Raw genomic sequence first — 17,786 nt, forward strand, 5'->3', positions numbered from 1 at the left:
GATAGGTTGTTTCAGCGAACGAACGGTGTAAACTGATTACCCTTTTATTAAAACCTCTCTTAAAGTTGACTCCTTCTCTATTCTTGTGAACTACGAAATAAGACAGGTTTAAAAGATTAAAAAAAGGGTAAATAAAAAACATATTAAAAATGGAAAAAGGGTCCATTTTTTATAATCCTTCAAAACTATTAAGTAAAAAACGCGGGAAAATTCAAAATTAAGGAAGATACTATTGAAATTAGGATCAAAAGTAATTTATAAAGGTGAAATTTATTTCTTTTTTTATGACCATGATAATGGACTTTGTGAGCTACAACATTCAAAAACGTACGAAATAACTTTAGCAAAAAAGGAAGATTTAATTTTCGTTATTAAATGAATGTTGAGCTAAGCTGGAGTGTATTATAGAGGAAAAGTACATGAATGAAAGGACACTATTCGATTATAGTAACTCCTTTCAATGTCCAAAAGAACATGATGAACTGATGATAAGTAATCAGGTTATCATGTTCTTTTGGGTTTCTACACATAGAAGGAATCACAGCTGGACCGAAAAATAAACGATTTTACATGGTAGTGTCGTCATTCCAAGCACATCATATTATTGGTGCAAATGGTTGTGGTAAGTCCAACCTACTTAAAACAACGGCTACCTAAATTTCTATCCACTCGGTATAATTTTTATTGTTCAAACAATAACGATTGCATCAAATATCGTTTCGAAATGAGTGCGTGCAATTACACTATTTTATGATTGGTGTGTCTTTGCCACTGTTATTATTTTTGTTGACATTTATTAGAAGAAAATTCGGTAGATTGTAATGTAATTCATATAAATCGTTTACTTTGGTTATAATAAGGGCAAAAATCCTCTTGGGGGTCAAGCAATGGATAGAATTAGTGAATTTGACCAAATCGTAAATGAACGAAAAAACAGTACTGAACTCCTTAATAGCTATTGGACAGAATACTCTGGACCATCTACTTGGCAATTTTGGTTGTTACTACTGCTATTTCTCCTCCCTTTGGTAGTAACGTACTTTAAAATTGACCGAAATAAAGCGTTTGAGATCGGCTTTTATGGTTACAGTATTCACATTTTAATTAGTCTTGGTGATTTATATGGAATTAACATGGGGTATTGGAATTATCCATATCAAATCATACCATCCTTACCCAGTCTTTCAATCGATACCTCTTTAGTGCCGGTTTGTTACCTGTTCGTCTATCAATTTACTTTGAAAAATAAAACTAAGTTCTATTTGTACTCTGTTTTAGTTTCTGGAATATTTGCTTTTGTAATTAAACCTATAATGGTCCAAACAGGATTTTTTAAAATGTATCAAAACGTGAATTACATTCACTTATTTCTTTTGTACTTACTGCTATTTTTAGCAGCGAGATTTATTTCTTATATTTTTAAGAGATTAAATAAAGAGACCTCAAAATAAGCTGCGTTTATTTTTTTATGAACGACAGTATTTGGTCTTTTCATGTATTTTTGTCGTTCATACCGCTGATGAACGACATTACTCGCTCTTTTCGTATCACTTTTGTCGTTCATACTACTGATGAACGACATTACTCTCTCTTTTCCTGTCACTTTTGTCGTTCATACTACTGATGAACGACATTACTCACTCTTTTCCTGCCACTTTTGTCGTTCATCCCGCTTATGAACGACATTACTCGCTCTTTTCCTGTCACTTTTGTCGTTCATACTACTGATGAACGACATTACTCTCTCTTTTCGTATTACTTTTGTCGTTCATACTACTAATGAACGACATTACTTTCTCTTTTCGTATCACTTTTGTCGTTCATACTACTGATGAACGACATTACTCACTCTTTTCCTGCCACTTTTGTCGTTCATACCGCTTATGAACGACATTACTCGCTCTTTTCCTGCCACTTTTGTCGTTCATACCGCTTATGAACGACATTACTCTCTCCATTCGTATCACTTTTGTCGTTCATACCGCTGATGAACGACATTACTCGCTCCATCCGTATCACTTTTGTCGTTCATACCGCTTGTGAACGACATTACTCTCTCCATCCGTATCACTTTTGTCGTTCATACCGCTAATGAACGACACAACTTACTCCCTCCGTATCACTTCTGTCGTTCATCTCCCACAGAGCCAACAAAAAATGGACCGATATAATAGGTCCATTTTAGATATTTGAATTCAATCCATCGCTAAACCCTTCAATAAAGCCCTGAATCATATCTGGAGTCTCAAGGATTAACAAAGACACAATGACTCCAATGCCAATTCCTCTTAATAAGGCATTATTTTTCGAACGGCCAGTGAAATACAATATTAAGCCAGTTACTAGTATTATTAATGGGATCACATACACAATTAATGTAAGCATTTTTCCTCCAAAAAAATTTATTTATAAAACATGTTTATAACCATTCTGATCCATATTGGCGGATAAATTCAAGATCCTTTTCATAATGGTCTAGATGTCCTTCATCGATCATCTTTTGAAAACCGGTGTCACCTTCACTCGCTTTTCTTTTCATGTAGGCACATAATCCCTCTAATCGCAGCAAGACCATGTCTAAATATCCTTCTTCGATAGCTTCACCGTACGATTTAAAAAATAATTTAACTCTTTGTTTGATACGATAGGCATGCTGTGACGAGTGATAATGAACTAGCTCTCCTTCTTCAGCTTGATAAACTCTACTTAATGGAACACAAGTGTAAAGTGTATATGCGATATCCCAAAGTTTTGGGCCGGGAGCCGCAACATCAAAGTCGATTATACCGACTGGTTTTTTATGATTGAACACAATGTTATATATTGCAAAATCATTATGACACATGACCTCAAATGGTTCAGGCGTGTGATCCATTGGCTGCCAGTTTTCATCAAGAGGAAAATCACGAACGGCATCATGATAAAGTCTGAGCATTCTCGCAATTTCTGATAGTACATCATCAGACCACATATATTGTTTTAAGGGGTAGTTGCCAGCTTCTCCTTCAATAAATGATAAAATCTCTCTTCCTTTTTCATCAATTCCAAAAAACTTAGGTGCATTGTGGAAACCTTTGTTTTCTAAATGCTTTAATAGCTTGTGAATTTTCGTGCTTTCTGGCTTTACCTCACGCCGAACCGTATCTCCGGAACGATATACGTTTGAGACATTTCCTCCGGTTAGCATCTTTTCGTTTTCGTATTGACTCATTAAAGTTTCCTCCAAGACTAGAGACATGCCGCTTGAGCTCAGTTTATCTAGGCTTTTATACTTTTATTATTTGAGTATCATGTGCAAACTCAACATTTATACCAGAATCTTGTAACTGTGCTTCTAATTCTTTGAAATCACTAAAACTTAATCCATTAGGCTCTTCAATATGTGTTAATAATACCTTTTTTGCATTAAGAATCTTGACTACTTCTAACGTCTCTGTAAAAGTTGCTTCTTCCTTGAAAACGGGATGATCCTTAGGCATTAGCCTTTCACCCGTTAATGGATGAAATTCAAAAATCCCCACTGGTAAAATGGCAAGATCAACATCTAATACCTCTTTTTCGGGCTTCCAATTATTTAATTCATCCATAGCAATAAGTATTTTTTTATTTTCACTTTCAAGTATAAACGCATACACATAATCCTCCGCCAAACGAAATGGAGAAATTTTTGTCCCATTTAACGAAAAACTTTCACCGTCTCTCAATTTCTTTATATCAGCAAATCCTTGATAGGCAAAGAAATTTAAATGGTCTCCACTACCAAGAAATGTTTTGAAATCCTTTTCTACCTGATCAGGAAGGTAAATGTCTATTTTTTTATGCTGAGGAGGTTCATTAATCCAATCTGCACTTAACGATTCAATAATTCTCCTGCCCATTACATGATCTGGATGCCAATGTGAATAAGTAATTCCACTAACCTCATTGATCGTAGAGCGATTTATTTGATGATAAATGTCTTCTGGTGTATCAATTAATAGATTAGGACCATGAACAAAAATACTCGGACCCATTCTACTATAAGGCACCCCTTTATCTCTAGCTTCTGAACAAACGTGACAATTGCATAATGGTCGTGGTATGGTGATTGCCCCACCAGTTCCAAGAAATTCAATTTTCATCTTTCAATCCCCCTTCATTGAACGTCAGCGACTACCTTTTCACTCTCTATTGCATTCAGAATAAACAAATCAATTAATGATCACTCAGAAATTCTATCATAGTGTGATATGCTTTTTTTGTAGATTCTAGATGATAATTCTTAGAAAACGGATCGCTAAATCCATGTAAACCATTATGCTTAAGTCCGTTTACACTTGCTTCTTCTAGTTTTGTTATCAATGAATCAACATCAAACGAAATTTCTTCTTGAGGGAAAAATAATAATGTAGGACAAGACGGTACAAGGTCTAAGTAGTCTCTAATACGCGACCCATAATATCCAACAACTCCGTTAATAGATTCATGATTACTGCACAACCATGCAATCGTTGCTCCAACGCTAAAACCGACAATGAAAATTTTTGAATAATTGTCCTTAACTTCCGAGAGTAAGGAATGAATCATTCCTGTAGCTTTAACAAAGCCAATGTTGTTTATAAAATGACGATAAGCAATATCTTCTTCCAAATATGTAAAAGGTTCCTCTTGTTCGATTAAATTAGGACAAATCACATCATACCCATGTTGAAAGAAGGATTCACACACTCCTTTTATATGGTCATTTAACCCATAAATTTCATGAATAACGATTATAACTGTTTTCGAATGTTTATTTTTTGCGATCACGATAAACCTCACAGACCTTTTATATCCATTTTACAGGATATACCAAAGAAGCACACCTCTTTTAACAAGTTGTGCTTTAAGAAATTTCTGTGTGAAAAATACTATTTCTTCAACACTTCTTGAAATGATTAGGAGATGAATATTATCTACTATTATGTAAAACATAAAAACAAGAAATGTTTTCTGGAGTGATTATATTGATTACCAACATTTTCAGAATGATCACCCCAATTGTCATGTGGGGTATTGTCTTTCTTTTTTTACCAAAACAATCTTTAAAAAGGTATCTGCCTGTTTCACTATTTTGCTCGTGCCTATTATTAATAGAAACACTCCTAAGCATGGTATATAAATGGTGGAAAGTAAAAGGAGGTACCAAAAATTTAGTTTTTGACGCCTTAACCTTTATATTTGGGCTTTTTTTTACAACTAATCTTTGGATTTTTCATTTTACATATGGAAAATTCCCTTTATATGCTATATGTAATTTATTTATAGATCTTATTTTTGCTTATCCTTTAAATACATTTTTTCAAAAAATTGGACATTATAAGCTAAAAAAGTTCAATTCAACAACTCTTTTTATGATTTCCTATGCACTAGCTCTTTTAAATTATGGTTTTCAAAAATTCATGGAAAAGCAAAACACTCAAAAGACAAATGACAATACTCCTACAAAAGACCTTTCATAGGTCTTATTTCATTTGTTGTGGCTTTTAAATCCTCAATCTCACAATGTTTTTCGAAATGAATAGCACCATTTGTCATAATCTAATTTGTTTTCATAAAAACGGTGAGCATGATTTCGTTGAATTCCAGATTCTAATGCCACATATGCTGCGCCATTCTCTTTTGCCCAATTATGTATATAACTTAGTAATTTCTCCCCGTATCCATAAGAACGGTGAGCATGATCTGTAACTAAATCGTAAACAAAAACGTGACGTTTATTATAAAAGTTAACTCTCCAACTTAAACCAGCTAGAGATACAATTTGATTATCCTTATACAAAGCAAACAGAGAGTATCCATCTTTCCTCATTTCCTCAAGTAACTCCAAGTATGTTTCTTGAGTCAAATCAGTACGCAACTGTTTCATAATCGGAAACGCTTCTACCCATTGCTCTTTATTTATTAACTCTTGTATTGTTTCCATAGGTGAATGACTCATTTAAACACTCCTAGAAAGTTGTAAAATATATATTCCATTTAAAGCTCGGTAATTCCTTCTGAAAATACGAAAATCCGTATATTTAAAGCTCTCTCCATAAACGCTCAATTGTTACTTCATTATTTTTATAGGTTAATAGAAACACATCTGGATTAGTAAGATCCTTCCAGCAATGAAAACCAAAGCTGTTATCATAGTTTTTTAGTAGTAGAGATAGTAAATTTCCGTGAGTTGCGATTAATGTGTTTTCCGTTTCACTTTTAAATAGTTCATCAACAAGCTGCCCTATTCGGTCCATAGCTTCTTTACTTGACTCTCCCCCTTCATATTTCAGGTCCAAATCTTCATATGTTTCTTTAAGTTTTTCAAGCCAGTCAGGTAAATTCCTTGTACTAAGTATGCGTTCGGATAAACGTTAATTTCCACCTTTATGTTTTTTTCTTCACTTATTGGAACTACTGATTGAATGGCACGTATATAAGGACTTGATATGATTCTATTTATTCTAGTAGTCGAGAAAAAATCAGATAAGGATTTTGATTGAATCAATCCTTTTTCAGTTAGTTTTGAATTCGAATCTTGTCCCTGTGCTTCACAATGTCTCACAACATATATTTTTTTCATATGATGTTTCCCCCAAGTTCTCTTTTACAGGTTAACTTTTTAGAGATATAATTTACCCTTCAGTTAATGACATACGAAAATTTTCTATCAGCTAGTCATTATGGCTATTTCACCTCATTTGCATATTTCTTTTGCAAGTCTACATAAGCACCAACGATACGATTAGCAATTTTTTTGTTAACTGGATATTTCTCGGTACCTGCCCATGGAACAACAACACTAAATGCAATCTCAGGTTTATTGGATGGATAGTAGCCAACAAAATTTAGATTATTCGTTTTTCGTCCCCAATAAGCTCGCTTAGGACCATAGTAAAGAGTTTGAGATGTTCCTGTTTTTCCAGCAACATCGTAATCAAACATGTTCTTAGCCGTACCTGAAGTTACGACTAGTTTAAATCCTCGTTGAACACGGTTAATGTCTTCCTCTGAGTTATTTACTTTATTTAAAATTTCCGGCTCCTTATCTATTGCCACCGGTCCTAATCCTGCTTCTTCTATAGGGCTATGAATACTTGTAACGATTCTTGGCTGTACACGGTAACCACCATTAGCGATAACCGAAACATATTGTGCCAGCTGTAGAGGTGTATATGTGTCAAATTGTCCTATTGCAATATCAAGTAATTTACCTGCATTATCTGGAGTATTTATAAGACCAGATGACTCTTGAGGAAGATCAATTTCTGTTGACACACCTAAGCCGAACTGAGCAAAGTAATTTCTTAACTTTTGAAAATCTTCATTAGAAGCATTGAATGGACCATTTTCTACATATTTTATATCCGCTATTCTCATCGCAACATAAAACATGTAGACATTTGATGAGCGTTTTAAGGCATCTAAATCATTTACATAGTTTAGCTGACTATAAGATCCTTTAGGTGGTGTTCCTTTAAAGTATAAGGTTTTATCAAAATATCCTTTTCCGTGAGACATTCCGTCTTGATATCCTGCTAAAACCGTTGCCCCTTTTACTGTTGAGCCTGCCTCATATTGTGTAGAGAATGTTCCGTATGCAAAGTCCAACATCTCTCCAGTATTTTCAGGGTCAATTTGTTTTCCAGCCATTGCTAAAACATCTCCCTGATAAGGATCCATCATAACAACAAAGGCTCTATCCATTAAGAAATTACCGGATGATCTTCTAGCAGCACGTAATTCTTCTTCTAGAATTTCATCTACCTTCTGCTGAAGTTCAATATCAAAAGATAGCTTTAAATCATAACCTCTACTTCCTTCTTGTACAACTTTTTCTGAAATAACGTTTCCATTTTTATCTGATATGTACTCAATTTTTGCTTTTTTAGAATTCAGATAATCTTCGTATTGATATTCAAGATAACTTTTTCCAACACGCTCGTTTCTAGCATAATCTCGTGCATTGTAATAATCTTCACGGGATTGTAAAATACCTTCTTCTGGTGAGGTTACTTTCCCAAAGATTGTTTTTAAAGATTCATAGGGATACGCTCTGTCCCAATCTGTAATCACATCTACCCCTGGTAATTCTTCAAGGTGCTCAGCCACTGTAGCTAATTCCTTATCTGTTAAATTCAAAGACTTAACGACCTGTGGTTCATATTGATAACCAGACGAGAAACGAGTGAATATATAGGCGAGTTCTTTTTGATCCACATTTTCTTCAATCGCCTTTATTTCCTCTTTAGGCACCCGATCAACTTGTAATTTGTAAGTTTGCGATGGTTCTAATTCTAACTCTTCTTTTTTTAGCAGTTTCTTTGCCTCTTTAGGGTGAGAAGCTAACCAGTAATCACGTATATCACGCTCTTTAAGCTCTTTCTTTAAGTAGTCAGAGTCATAATGAATATATTTTGCTAAATTAATAGCCGTTGAGAGTTTGTCAGACGTTTTTGTTGTTTTGTCCACTGTATACGTAATCGCTGGAACACTTTTATTATCCACGACAATCCGATTATATCGATCATACATTTTTCCACGAGGAGCGGGTAAATTTGCATAGTCAGATTCAGTACGTGACACCTCTTTTGAAAAGGTCTCTCCTTGGACGATTTGCACCACTCCAAGTCGAACAATTAATGCGACGAACATCATAAAAATAAGAAAGAAGAAAATGTTCGTTCTTATATATGTGGACCTTTTTACCTTTCTATTTTCTTCAGAAATTGTTTTTTCCTTTTTCAATATGAACCCAACCTTTTATTTCTAGTATTCTAGTTTCCTAAAAGAATCACCTAATTATTTACAATGTTAAATTATACCATAACTTTGACAAAAATTTATATCAATTCAATATTTGAGCAGATTTTTAACTGTTAGTAAATGCGACTTACTCCACATAACAATCCTTATCTGTTTTCAATCAAAAAGCGCCTTCTGTTAAGAATGGCGCTTCTGCATTATTAAATTTGGCTCATTTCAACATTTAATGCATTAATTGGTAAAACAATATATTCAATCGTCTAACTTAAACCATTTACTTATTACTCTTTTGCTTGCTTAAGCGCAGCTTCTACATTAATTAAACCATCACCATAAAGAACATCCTTACCAGGTTGTCCAAGGTCAGTTGTTGTATTTCTTATAATGGCCATAACTTCATCATTAGTAAGGGCAGGATTTGTGGATCGAATTAAGCCTGCTAGTGCACTTACATGGGGAGCAGCCATTGATGTTCCAGAAAGAGCGGCATATTGATGACCAATATACGTGCTAGGAATATTAACGCCAGGTGCGACGACATCAACATACGTTCCAAAGTTTGAAAACTCGGCAAAATTCCCGATGTTGTTCACTGCTGATACACTAAAAACTTCAGGGTAAGCAGCTGGAAAGGCCGTTTGATCTGTATGGTCATTTCCTGTTGCAGCTACAATCATCACATCTTTTTCGAACGCATAGGCTACTGCATCTCTCATAATATCTGAGTACTGATAATTTCCTAAGCTCATGTTTATAACATTTGCCCCATGGTCAACCGCCCAAACAATTCCTTTTGCAATATTAAAGGAACATCCATATCCCTCTGCATTCATAGCTTTAATTGGCATAATTTTATTAAACCAAGTGATTCCTGCCACACCTAATCCATTGTTTGTCTCTGATGCGATAATTCCTGCAACATGTGTTCCATGGCCGTTATCATCATTTGGAGGACTATTTTCATCCAACACGTTATAGCCATCCACTAGTCTATGTCTTAGGTCAGGATGGTTCAAATCCACGCCACTATCTATAACAGCAATTATATTTTCGTCACTTCCTGTGGAGATGTTCCAGCCTGCTTCAGTTTGAATCATCGGTAAATTATATTGATAATCTCGGTAAAGCAAATCATTTGGCTGCTGATTCTGCATGTATAAAAAATTTGGTTCAGCATAAATAACATCGTCTCTTTTAGAAAAATAAGAAACTAAATCAAACGGACTTTTAAGATCAGATTTAAAAATATAAGAGGTATGATGACTACTTTGAAGCTTTCCGTTAATATCTCGGCTAATTTTCGCCAGCTCTTGTGCAGAAAGGGAAGCTTTAAATTTAACCGTAACTTCATCATGATAAAAATGACTGCGTAACCGTGGACTGTGATTAATGGTTAAAATAGCGGGATGATTATTCAGTTCCTGTTCAAGGGTCTCATTCAATGTAATTGAATCAATTTTATTTATCTGATTCTCCGTGTTTGTATTAAGATGCTTGTAATTTGATTGTTCAATAGTAGGATTTGAGGTAAGATTATTGCTTGATTGATTGTGATCCTTTCTTGTATTACTAAGGGTGATTGTACCAATGATCAGCAATACAATAACTGCCGTTACAACTAAACCTCTTATTTTCATTTTTAGCTCTCCTTAGTAGATATTTATTTACCAAGATAGTTTCAGCCAAAAACTAATTTATATACGAATATTCATCCTGATAAGACCAAACATAAAAAAAGATCTATTAGTATGAAATAGAAAAAAGGAATCAGCTTAAAAACTAACTCCTTTCTTGTCCTTTATCATTCGATAACGCTGATCATGTTTCCATTTATGTCGGTTAAATCAAAACGCTTAGGCTCACCTGTTCTTAAGTCAGATACAACGACCTTCTTTTCAATAAGCATATTTCTAACTTCTTCCACATCTTTTACAACATAATTAAATGGGGTGTATGTCGTAATAGGTTGAAAGTCAGGAATTTGGACAAGATGAAAACCACAATTCGGCGCAATTGAAAGCCCGCACATTCTATCGTTTTTCCAACGTAAATCAAAAGAAAATATTTCTTGATACCATAATAATGATTCTTCAAGATTCCTGACAGGAAGAAATACAGCATCAATACGCTCAACAAATTTTCCAGTTACTTGTTCCGTCATTTAACAGATCTCCTCTTTCGCTAAAATTTAATATGTAAAAATGCCCAAAATTAGTAAAAATAAGGCAATTATTCGATCCTAAAAATACATTTTTAGTAGTGAATATAGTAGTACTGTCCTGATTTAGGGTCGTACTGAAATAGGGAGTAAAAATCTTCTGGCTTTACTTCTTCTTCATAATCCATATCAATTTGAACATATTCCCATTCCTCATCTGATAATTGATCTATCGTTAAGGATATATTTTTGTCTGCTAAAAGCTTTTTAATATTTAAGGAGTCTTTAAGGTTATACTTAAAGTAAGTAAATGGCCCAAATTCCTCAGTATCACCATTTTTCAAAACAAATTCAAACTTCCATTTAAAGCTGCTGCCGGATGATTTTTTAAAACCATCACTAGTTATTTTCCCTTTTAAATAGGCATGTTTTACATCAGACCATGGAATTTTTTCTTTTTTTCCTAAGGTACTGATAATGAGCTCATCTTGATTAATCGCTTTATAATCATCATTTATCATCACTGAAATGAGGATGGTAAAGATAAGATTAATAATAAACGTATATCTGAGTGAATGTTTACTGTTCTTCCAACCTAACACAAAAATGCCGGCGAATGACATAAATGTTATAAGTGAAACAAATACAATCGTATAACCTAACCATCCTTCTGAAATATTTGCAAAATAAATATTCCCTGGACCTGCTAGTCGCTCCAGTTTATTGCGACCCAATGAATCTACAAAATTAAGTAAAATCGGGGTTATGATGGTGATTAATACATATACTCGCACTCTTTGATTAACAAACAAAGAGCGTAAATTAGATACCTTAAATTTAATAGCTGATTTTCCTTTAAATAATAAAAGTGCAAGAATTAAGGGGAAGATCCCTAATATTAAATACATAATAAGTGTTATAACAACGGGTTCTCCATAACCCAATCCAATTGATACAGCGCCAAAAATGACTGAGATGATCAACAAAAGGACACCAAAAAATTTCCTTATCTTCATTATCAAAGATGATACCCCCTTCCCCTTTTATACGGATGAGTATCCATTGAGGATTCAGTAAATGAGTAAACAGTCCAAAAGTCGGAGTGTAGGTTCTGGGATTTTTATAACAGAGGTACTTTGTTTTTAGGTCTTGTTTACTTTTCGTCCATTATTATTACTTGTTTTTCCTAGAAAAACAAAGGCAACAAGCAACGTAATCATACTACTAACAAAGAAGCCCACTGCGTATGTAGAAATATTCCCTTCCGATACTCTATCATTAAAATCCTAAAAAATGGATTCCGATACCATCACCATCAATATTTGTTCCAAACGACCTTAATTCTAGTCCTTTGTTTACCAACTGAAAAGCAATGAAAATAAGAAAAATAAAAACAATCCAACGAATAATTGCATTCATTTTATAGCCCACCTTTACAAAAATAAGAAAGTTACCATTTTTGATGTAGCTTTTTCGTGACACTAAATTCGCAAGTAATCAGTATACCCGGTTTTATTAATTTGAGATAAAGGGTGATTTTTGTATGTACTCTAGACTTTTAACTTGGTTAATGATAAAAGTCGCTATATCTTGATTTGTTATTGTAGTACCCGGCATATCTAATAGATTTTCTTTTATAAATCCCTTTTCCATGCCATCAACTATAAATGGAAGCCTAATTAGTGTCCACTTAATTAACGTGTTACGGCTAAGAATTTGCCATTCCTTTTTCTTATCGGTCATCATATTAGAATAGATACATTCAAACATCTTTGCTCCCACTCTATTCATAAAGCTCTTTTTATCTCCATTAATAGTTAAAGAGCCACCTGTAACCCCAATATAACGATCAATTTGTAATTCAGCCATTACCTCAAGTATCATTTCCGTTACATTACTATAAATCGGTTTCTCTCTGATTGGCTGGCCAAAAGAATTAATAACTACTTGACAATCTATTAGTAGTTTTTGAATATCCTCCAATTTTTGCACATTTCCTTCTACTATCTCAATCCTTTCGTCTCTGAAGCTTAACTTTGCTGGATTTCTAACAAGCATACGGACTTGATAACCGTTTTCTAACGCTCTAGAAGCAAGATAACGTCCTACCTTCCCCGTCCCACCAATTATAGCTATCTTATAAGACTTATCCATAACTATCCCTCTTTTAATCAATTTAAGATCACTTATACTCTGTTTTAGCTTAAGTTAAGACTCAATATCATATAAAAACATTTAATCGTTCCTAATATGGTGTATCTTTAAGTTAAACCAAATAGATCGCCAATTCTTCTTCGCTATTCGATCTTCATAAACCTCTACACGTTCTTTTGATTCTAGAAAGAAAGGTGTTGGCTTGACTTCTAAATTTACAACATCATTAATTCCGTGTGGAGCTATTAATTTTATATGGCCTTTTTCATCTAACTTTAAGCCAAGAGATGTAGCTGTTTCTGGAAATTTTGATATCGCATCTACAGAAGATAAATATGGAGGTAAATTACTTTTTAAATGCATTCTTGCTTCGTTCTTTACCGACCAAGGTACATCTGGCATTATGGTTTTTAGTTTTTCCTCAAGCATCTTTTCCTCTACTTCATTTATATTAGTAGAATCAAAGTAGATCACATCAACATCTGGAAGTCTCGTCCTTTCATTAAAATGATGAAGCGTGTCCCATATTTTTGAGCGAATAAATCCAGCACATATCCACCAATCCGGTAAGCCTAACATTTTTACAGATCTTAAAATCTCCATCATCCATTTATCCTGTTGTACAATTGAAATAATTTCTTTCTCATTCATTCTAAAAACCCCTATAAAAAATATGTAAAATTAACTTTGATATCACCAAAAATAATCATGCTATTTGATATTTACATTCGCCATTTTACCAATTAATCCCTTTCTTTTTTAACATAAAGCTATGTTAGTAAGATATAGTAAATAAGAAATAATAATTTTGTAGAATTTTGTTGAAATATAGGATAAAAGTCTTTAAAATCCTATATATAGTTGATAAAGGCAAACTTATCGAAAGGTAAGGACGCAAAGCTACGAGTCTAAAGTCTTAAAGACTATGACAGTCGGGTTGCCAATAGTTTATAGATTAAATAATGATTGATTGGTAACCCATTTATTAATGGGGGGATTATTATGAAGGATACTGAGATACAAGCTGCAATTAAAAAATTTAATCAATTATTAATGAGGTACCCTGATTCAAAGGAATCATCATTTTATTTTACTAATTTTCTTAAACAATTTCTAAGAGTGAAGAGCACAGCATCAGAAATTTGTTTAGTCTCATTTGTGACAATCATTGAACATGAAAAGCCAGAAGTATTCTATGAAATTCGTAAACGTGGAGAATATGATAATGTAATGAACTTTATCATCCATCTTACTACTGACTACGAGAAGGCTAAAAGTGATTTGAACAAACTAGCCAATGGTTCAAGAGAAATAGTAATTGTCCAATAAGCACTGATATTTTGAAGCATATCGTTATATAAAATACTAAAGTTTTATTTGTATTTTGGCATCTATAACGATTTTTAACGATCATATATTGATAAATTTTAAGGAATGATTAGAATTGAGTAATGAATGGATTAAATTAGTTGAGCAGTTAGAAAAAGAAGGAATCACACCAAAAGACGCAAATCAAATGATCCGCGGATACCAAATGATTAAAATGGTAATGAAAACCGTAAATGACATTGGAGAAGAAGAAGAATAGGATTTTTATCATTTGACGCGATGTAACTAAAGAGTACTTTGTTTACATAAAGAAGACGATCATTTATGAAAAATGATCGTTTTTTTATTACGTATACCAAGCATTTTTAGGTCTGTTTTCAGGGAAACCCACTTTTTCTCGATATGCTTTTCTCTCTTCAGTGAAATCAAACCATTGCTTATGGCATTTCGGGTTATTAGCATAGTGAACAACACAGCGAATTTGATCTTCAACACAGCTGTCAGTCCATACAGTTAACTTTTGTTCTAGTTCATCAAAAAGAGCAGCAGGATTTTTATCTTTGATTTCTGTTAATGAAAAAATATTTAATTTATAAACCAATTTTTCAGCTAATTTGTAACCAATAGAGGGTACAGTTTGAAATTCTGCTAAACCTTTTAAAGCTTTAGCTCTTGTGTTCGATATATTCAACATTTGTGCAATTTGTTCTGTATCAAAAGTATATAACTCATTTACACGAACTTTTACTCTTCTAAGCTGGGATTTTTCCTCGTCAGATAGAAGCAATTTAATAGATACTCCCATTATTCTCCTCCTATTTTGCAGCCAGACCTTCTTAATTTTTATATAGAGAATTCTTTTTCAGGCAATCCTAATATGTCTGTATTTTCTGGAACACGACCAAGCTGACGTAACATTGCAACTATTTGTCCCTTATGATGCGATTCGTGTGTAATTGAATGGAAAAGTAATTGATGGGGAGTTTTGCTTATAGCCCCACTGCCAGCTTTCCAGGCAGGCTCTTTTTCAATAAACTCATCAAGTTTGTTTTTGAATTGTTCGAAAACTTTCTCTACATAGTCATCAGCTTGTTGAAAATAGCGTTGAATATCATCTATTTTCATTTTATAAATAGTTTCCTTTGCAAGTAAAGGAGATGATGTTTCTGAAAGGACAAAAGAGCCTAACCAAGCATGATAGCAGCCCGCCACATGAACAAGAGAATCTCTAATACTCTTAAAACCAAAATCAAACTCTTTCGTCATATCCTCTTTATTCAGTTCTCTACACTGATCTAACAAAATCTGACGTGTTTGTTTGACCCATTCATATTCTATCTTCTCCATAGATCCTCCCACCCTTTTCCACTGGAAAATTTTTCTTATTATTATACACTAATATACATGATCATTACACCTAATGAAGATGAAATCTATCCTTACACGACAATCCATAGATTCTTTTATTTTAATTAAATATACAAACTCTCATAAACCAGAGCACTCTTATCCCAACTATTCGTCTATGAACAGCGTATACTATGTATGTATAATGCCATACCTCTAATCCTAATCTAAAAGTAAGACTTCATCACCTACTTGAATTCGTCCTGTTTTTGTAACAGAAGCATAAACCCCAAAATGATTATTTCTTTCTTTTGCAACCGTTTTAAGTAATGTGGCATCCTTTTCAGCATTTTCAGGATTAACTGTAATAATCATACATCTCTCGCAATGCCTTTTTAATTTTATTTCAACTTCATTTCCAATTTTTATCTGTCTGTTAAACCATTCCTCTTCAATAAACGGAATTTTTTCATTCAAGTCTATTAGTAAATTCGGTCGGAAACGTCTGTGTTCCACATTTGTTTTTCCCCACATTTCCTTTAATCTATTTAGGGAGGCATCCGTTACCAGCTGAATATGTTCTTCTTCGATTGCTCCTAATGGTACGTGTGACGGGGTAAACGTAATCGGTGAAATTTTACACTTAGATTTTTCTTCTATTTCTTTCGTGAGTTCTTCATTTCCCCAGCTAAACACCTTGCCTTGCGGAGTAATTACTTCAACATTTGGATAATCTTCTTGCGATTCCTCTCCAACAAATCTTGCTTTATATCTAGCCATTTCAGGAAACTGCGTGATCGTTAAAAACTTCCCTTGTCTCGTTTTATCTAAAAAGGCATGACTACGGTCTCCGTATAAACCATATTCCATAACTTGTGTTTCTTGTACATTCTCTCCATAAAAGGATTTTACAGGATGGCGAATAATTTCTTTAATATAACCTATTAACATTGTAATACCTCTCATTATTTTAATTTTTGATACACTAAAAGTATAACAACATTTGGTAAAATACGCCTTTCTTTCATATAGCGTTGAACTACTTTCCCCTCAACCCTAAATCATAAAGCCTACTACTTGATATCCTTCATAATCTCTCATATTTAAATGTTCCTGACAATTAATATGAAAAAGAGTAGTATTTTCATAGATACTACTCTTTTCTGTATGTGTGGCTCATTAATCCCTGAATTCAGATTAATGCTCCCTAAACATTTATGTCATGATTAAAAACTAATCTTGGTATACTTTTTGAGCTTCATATTTAAATCCACAATACTGATAATTTTGTTTTTTGTACATTTCTCTCGGAGTGTCTTCTCCATCTGCTATTAAAATTACCGTCTTTTCGGGAAATGTTTCCATTACAAATTTTTGTAGTCTACTTGCTATTCCTTTGTTTCGGAATTCTTCTTCAACAGCTAGGTTATCTATTTCTGCCGTTTCACTTGAGATAATGATATCAACATAGCCTGCTGGATTTCCTTTATAATACGCCAAGACCTGCAGAATATAGGGTTCTTTAAATTGACGTTTTATAAGGTCTTTTTTTTGTTTTGCAAACTCACTTCCATACTCTAAATCATGCTTATACTGGAGAGCAAGATATAATTCTACGTTTTTTTCTGTCACTGCTTGAATTTGTATATCAGGATTATTCGTTAATGCTGGGAAGTCTTTTGGTAGAATAGCAAATAATTCTATAAACCCAATCTCATAGCCTTCATCCGTCAGGTAAGCATTAAGTTCTGTTGTTGGTTTTTGATTAGCAGGAAAATAAAACTTAACATGCTTTTGACCGTTTTTCTGATGATATTCCCTTAAGTACTTTTCAACTGGTTTAAATTCAGGTAATGTTGGTAATTTCTTAAACTCTATAAAATTACTATCATATCTAACTAACATCTCAGGATAATGAAAGTGTCTATATAAATCATTTTCAGCCACTATTTTTCCAAGCGTATAAATATCTTCAAATGATACTTTTTCCATTGATTATTCTCCTAATTTTCAAAGTCTTCCCTCAATTTTA

At 33.5% G+C, this 17,786-nt stretch carries 22 protein-coding genes and 1 riboswitch; of the genes, 4 read left to right on the plus strand and 18 right to left on the minus strand.

What is annotated here, in order from left to right:
• Positions 1-232: 232 nt before the first annotated feature.
• Both D9842_RS25750 and D9842_RS07560 read left to right on the plus strand, forming a co-directional pair.
• The gene (locus D9842_RS25750) at positions 233-379 is read left to right on the plus strand and encodes a hypothetical protein (RefSeq protein ID WP_162987353.1); all 147 of its coding nucleotides are present in this window, start codon (positions 233-235) and stop codon (positions 377-379) included.
• Positions 380-887: 508 nt separating this feature from the next.
• On the plus strand, positions 888-1,451 hold the full coding sequence (locus tag D9842_RS07560) for a CBO0543 family protein (RefSeq protein WP_121662002.1): 564 nt from the start codon (positions 888-890) through the stop codon (positions 1,449-1,451).
• A 730-nt stretch (positions 1,452-2,181) separates the two neighbouring features.
• Here the strand turns inward: D9842_RS07560 and D9842_RS07565 are convergent.
• From D9842_RS07565 to D9842_RS07630, 14 genes are all read right to left on the minus strand, one after another.
• Complete coding sequence (locus D9842_RS07565) at positions 2,182-2,385, minus strand: hypothetical protein (RefSeq protein ID WP_121662003.1); 204 nt, start codon at positions 2,383-2,385, stop codon at positions 2,182-2,184.
• A gap of 34 nt (positions 2,386-2,419) precedes the next feature.
• On the minus strand, positions 2,420-3,211 hold the full coding sequence (locus tag D9842_RS07570; RefSeq protein WP_121662004.1) for a phosphotransferase: 792 nt from the start codon (positions 3,209-3,211) through the stop codon (positions 2,420-2,422).
• A gap of 55 nt (positions 3,212-3,266) precedes the next feature.
• The gene (locus D9842_RS07575) at positions 3,267-4,121 is read right to left on the minus strand and encodes an MBL fold metallo-hydrolase (RefSeq protein WP_121662005.1); all 855 of its coding nucleotides are present in this window, start codon (positions 4,119-4,121) and stop codon (positions 3,267-3,269) included.
• A 73-nt stretch (positions 4,122-4,194) separates the two neighbouring features.
• Positions 4,195-4,788: a dienelactone hydrolase family protein gene (locus D9842_RS07580; RefSeq protein WP_121662006.1), complete on the minus strand. Its 594-nt coding sequence runs from the start codon at positions 4,786-4,788 to the stop codon at positions 4,195-4,197.
• A gap of 730 nt (positions 4,789-5,518) precedes the next feature.
• Positions 5,519-5,959, minus strand: a complete 441-nt coding sequence (locus D9842_RS07590; RefSeq protein ID WP_257536003.1) for a GNAT family N-acetyltransferase — start codon at positions 5,957-5,959, stop codon at positions 5,519-5,521.
• Positions 5,960-6,041: 82 nt separating this feature from the next.
• Positions 6,042-6,299, minus strand: a complete 258-nt coding sequence (locus D9842_RS26505; RefSeq protein WP_306821508.1) for a histidine phosphatase family protein — start codon at positions 6,297-6,299, stop codon at positions 6,042-6,044.
• Complete coding sequence (locus tag D9842_RS26510; protein ID WP_306821510.1) at positions 6,290-6,583, minus strand: histidine phosphatase family protein; 294 nt, start codon at positions 6,581-6,583, stop codon at positions 6,290-6,292. Before D9842_RS26510 ends, D9842_RS26505 begins: the two co-directional genes overlap by 10 nt.
• A gap of 104 nt (positions 6,584-6,687) precedes the next feature.
• On the minus strand, positions 6,688-8,658 hold the full coding sequence (locus tag D9842_RS07600) for a peptidoglycan D,D-transpeptidase FtsI family protein (RefSeq protein WP_121664983.1): 1,971 nt from the start codon (positions 8,656-8,658) through the stop codon (positions 6,688-6,690).
• Between the two features lie 389 nt (positions 8,659-9,047).
• On the minus strand, positions 9,048-10,403 hold the full coding sequence (locus D9842_RS07605) for a S8 family peptidase (protein ID WP_121662008.1): 1,356 nt from the start codon (positions 10,401-10,403) through the stop codon (positions 9,048-9,050).
• Positions 10,404-10,567: 164 nt separating this feature from the next.
• Complete coding sequence (locus tag D9842_RS07610; RefSeq protein WP_121662009.1) at positions 10,568-10,927, minus strand: VOC family protein; 360 nt, start codon at positions 10,925-10,927, stop codon at positions 10,568-10,570.
• A gap of 92 nt (positions 10,928-11,019) precedes the next feature.
• Complete coding sequence (locus D9842_RS07615) at positions 11,020-11,946, minus strand: MFS transporter (protein ID WP_121662010.1); 927 nt, start codon at positions 11,944-11,946, stop codon at positions 11,020-11,022.
• Positions 11,947-12,202: 256 nt separating this feature from the next.
• Positions 12,203-12,343 carry a hypothetical protein gene (locus tag D9842_RS26265; RefSeq protein ID WP_257536004.1) on the minus strand — a complete coding sequence of 47 codons (141 nt, stop codon included), beginning with the start codon at positions 12,341-12,343 and terminating at the stop codon, positions 12,203-12,205.
• A 96-nt stretch (positions 12,344-12,439) separates the two neighbouring features.
• Positions 12,440-13,078, minus strand: a complete 639-nt coding sequence (locus tag D9842_RS07625; protein WP_121662011.1) for an NAD(P)-dependent oxidoreductase — start codon at positions 13,076-13,078, stop codon at positions 12,440-12,442.
• An 81-nt stretch (positions 13,079-13,159) separates the two neighbouring features.
• Positions 13,160-13,729 (minus strand): nucleotidyltransferase family protein, encoded by a 570-nt coding sequence (locus D9842_RS07630; protein ID WP_121662012.1) that lies wholly within the window; start codon positions 13,727-13,729, stop codon positions 13,160-13,162.
• A gap of 208 nt (positions 13,730-13,937) precedes the next feature.
• Positions 13,938-14,023, plus strand: a riboswitch (cyclic di-GMP riboswitch).
• 57 nt (positions 14,024-14,080) lie between these two features.
• On the opposite strand from D9842_RS07630, the gene D9842_RS07635 reads away from it, so the two are divergent.
• Both D9842_RS07635 and D9842_RS25755 read left to right on the plus strand, forming a co-directional pair.
• A complete protein-coding gene (locus tag D9842_RS07635; RefSeq protein WP_121662013.1) occupies positions 14,081-14,407 on the plus strand; it encodes a hypothetical protein in 327 nt (108 codons plus the stop codon).
• Between the two features lie 115 nt (positions 14,408-14,522).
• The gene (locus tag D9842_RS25755) at positions 14,523-14,666 is read left to right on the plus strand and encodes a hypothetical protein (RefSeq protein WP_162987354.1); all 144 of its coding nucleotides are present in this window, start codon (positions 14,523-14,525) and stop codon (positions 14,664-14,666) included.
• A gap of 87 nt (positions 14,667-14,753) precedes the next feature.
• Here D9842_RS25755 and D9842_RS07640 read toward each other — a convergent pair whose 3' ends face one another.
• The 4 genes from D9842_RS07640 to D9842_RS07655 form a co-directional block, all read right to left on the minus strand.
• Positions 14,754-15,212 (minus strand): helix-hairpin-helix domain-containing protein, encoded by a 459-nt coding sequence (locus tag D9842_RS07640; protein ID WP_121662014.1) that lies wholly within the window; start codon positions 15,210-15,212, stop codon positions 14,754-14,756.
• A gap of 38 nt (positions 15,213-15,250) precedes the next feature.
• Positions 15,251-15,754 carry a DinB family protein gene (locus D9842_RS07645; RefSeq protein ID WP_121662015.1) on the minus strand — a complete coding sequence of 168 codons (504 nt, stop codon included), beginning with the start codon at positions 15,752-15,754 and terminating at the stop codon, positions 15,251-15,253.
• Positions 15,755-15,976: 222 nt separating this feature from the next.
• Positions 15,977-16,705 (minus strand): MOSC domain-containing protein, encoded by a 729-nt coding sequence (locus tag D9842_RS07650; protein ID WP_121662016.1) that lies wholly within the window; start codon positions 16,703-16,705, stop codon positions 15,977-15,979.
• 282 nt (positions 16,706-16,987) lie between these two features.
• Positions 16,988-17,746, minus strand: a complete 759-nt coding sequence (locus D9842_RS07655) for a GNAT family N-acetyltransferase (protein ID WP_121662017.1) — start codon at positions 17,744-17,746, stop codon at positions 16,988-16,990.
• Between the last annotated feature and the right edge of the window lie 40 nt (positions 17,747-17,786).

Source organism: Metabacillus litoralis (genome assembly GCF_003667825.1).
Classification (GTDB): Bacteria; Bacillota; Bacilli; order Bacillales; family Bacillaceae; genus Metabacillus; species Metabacillus litoralis_B.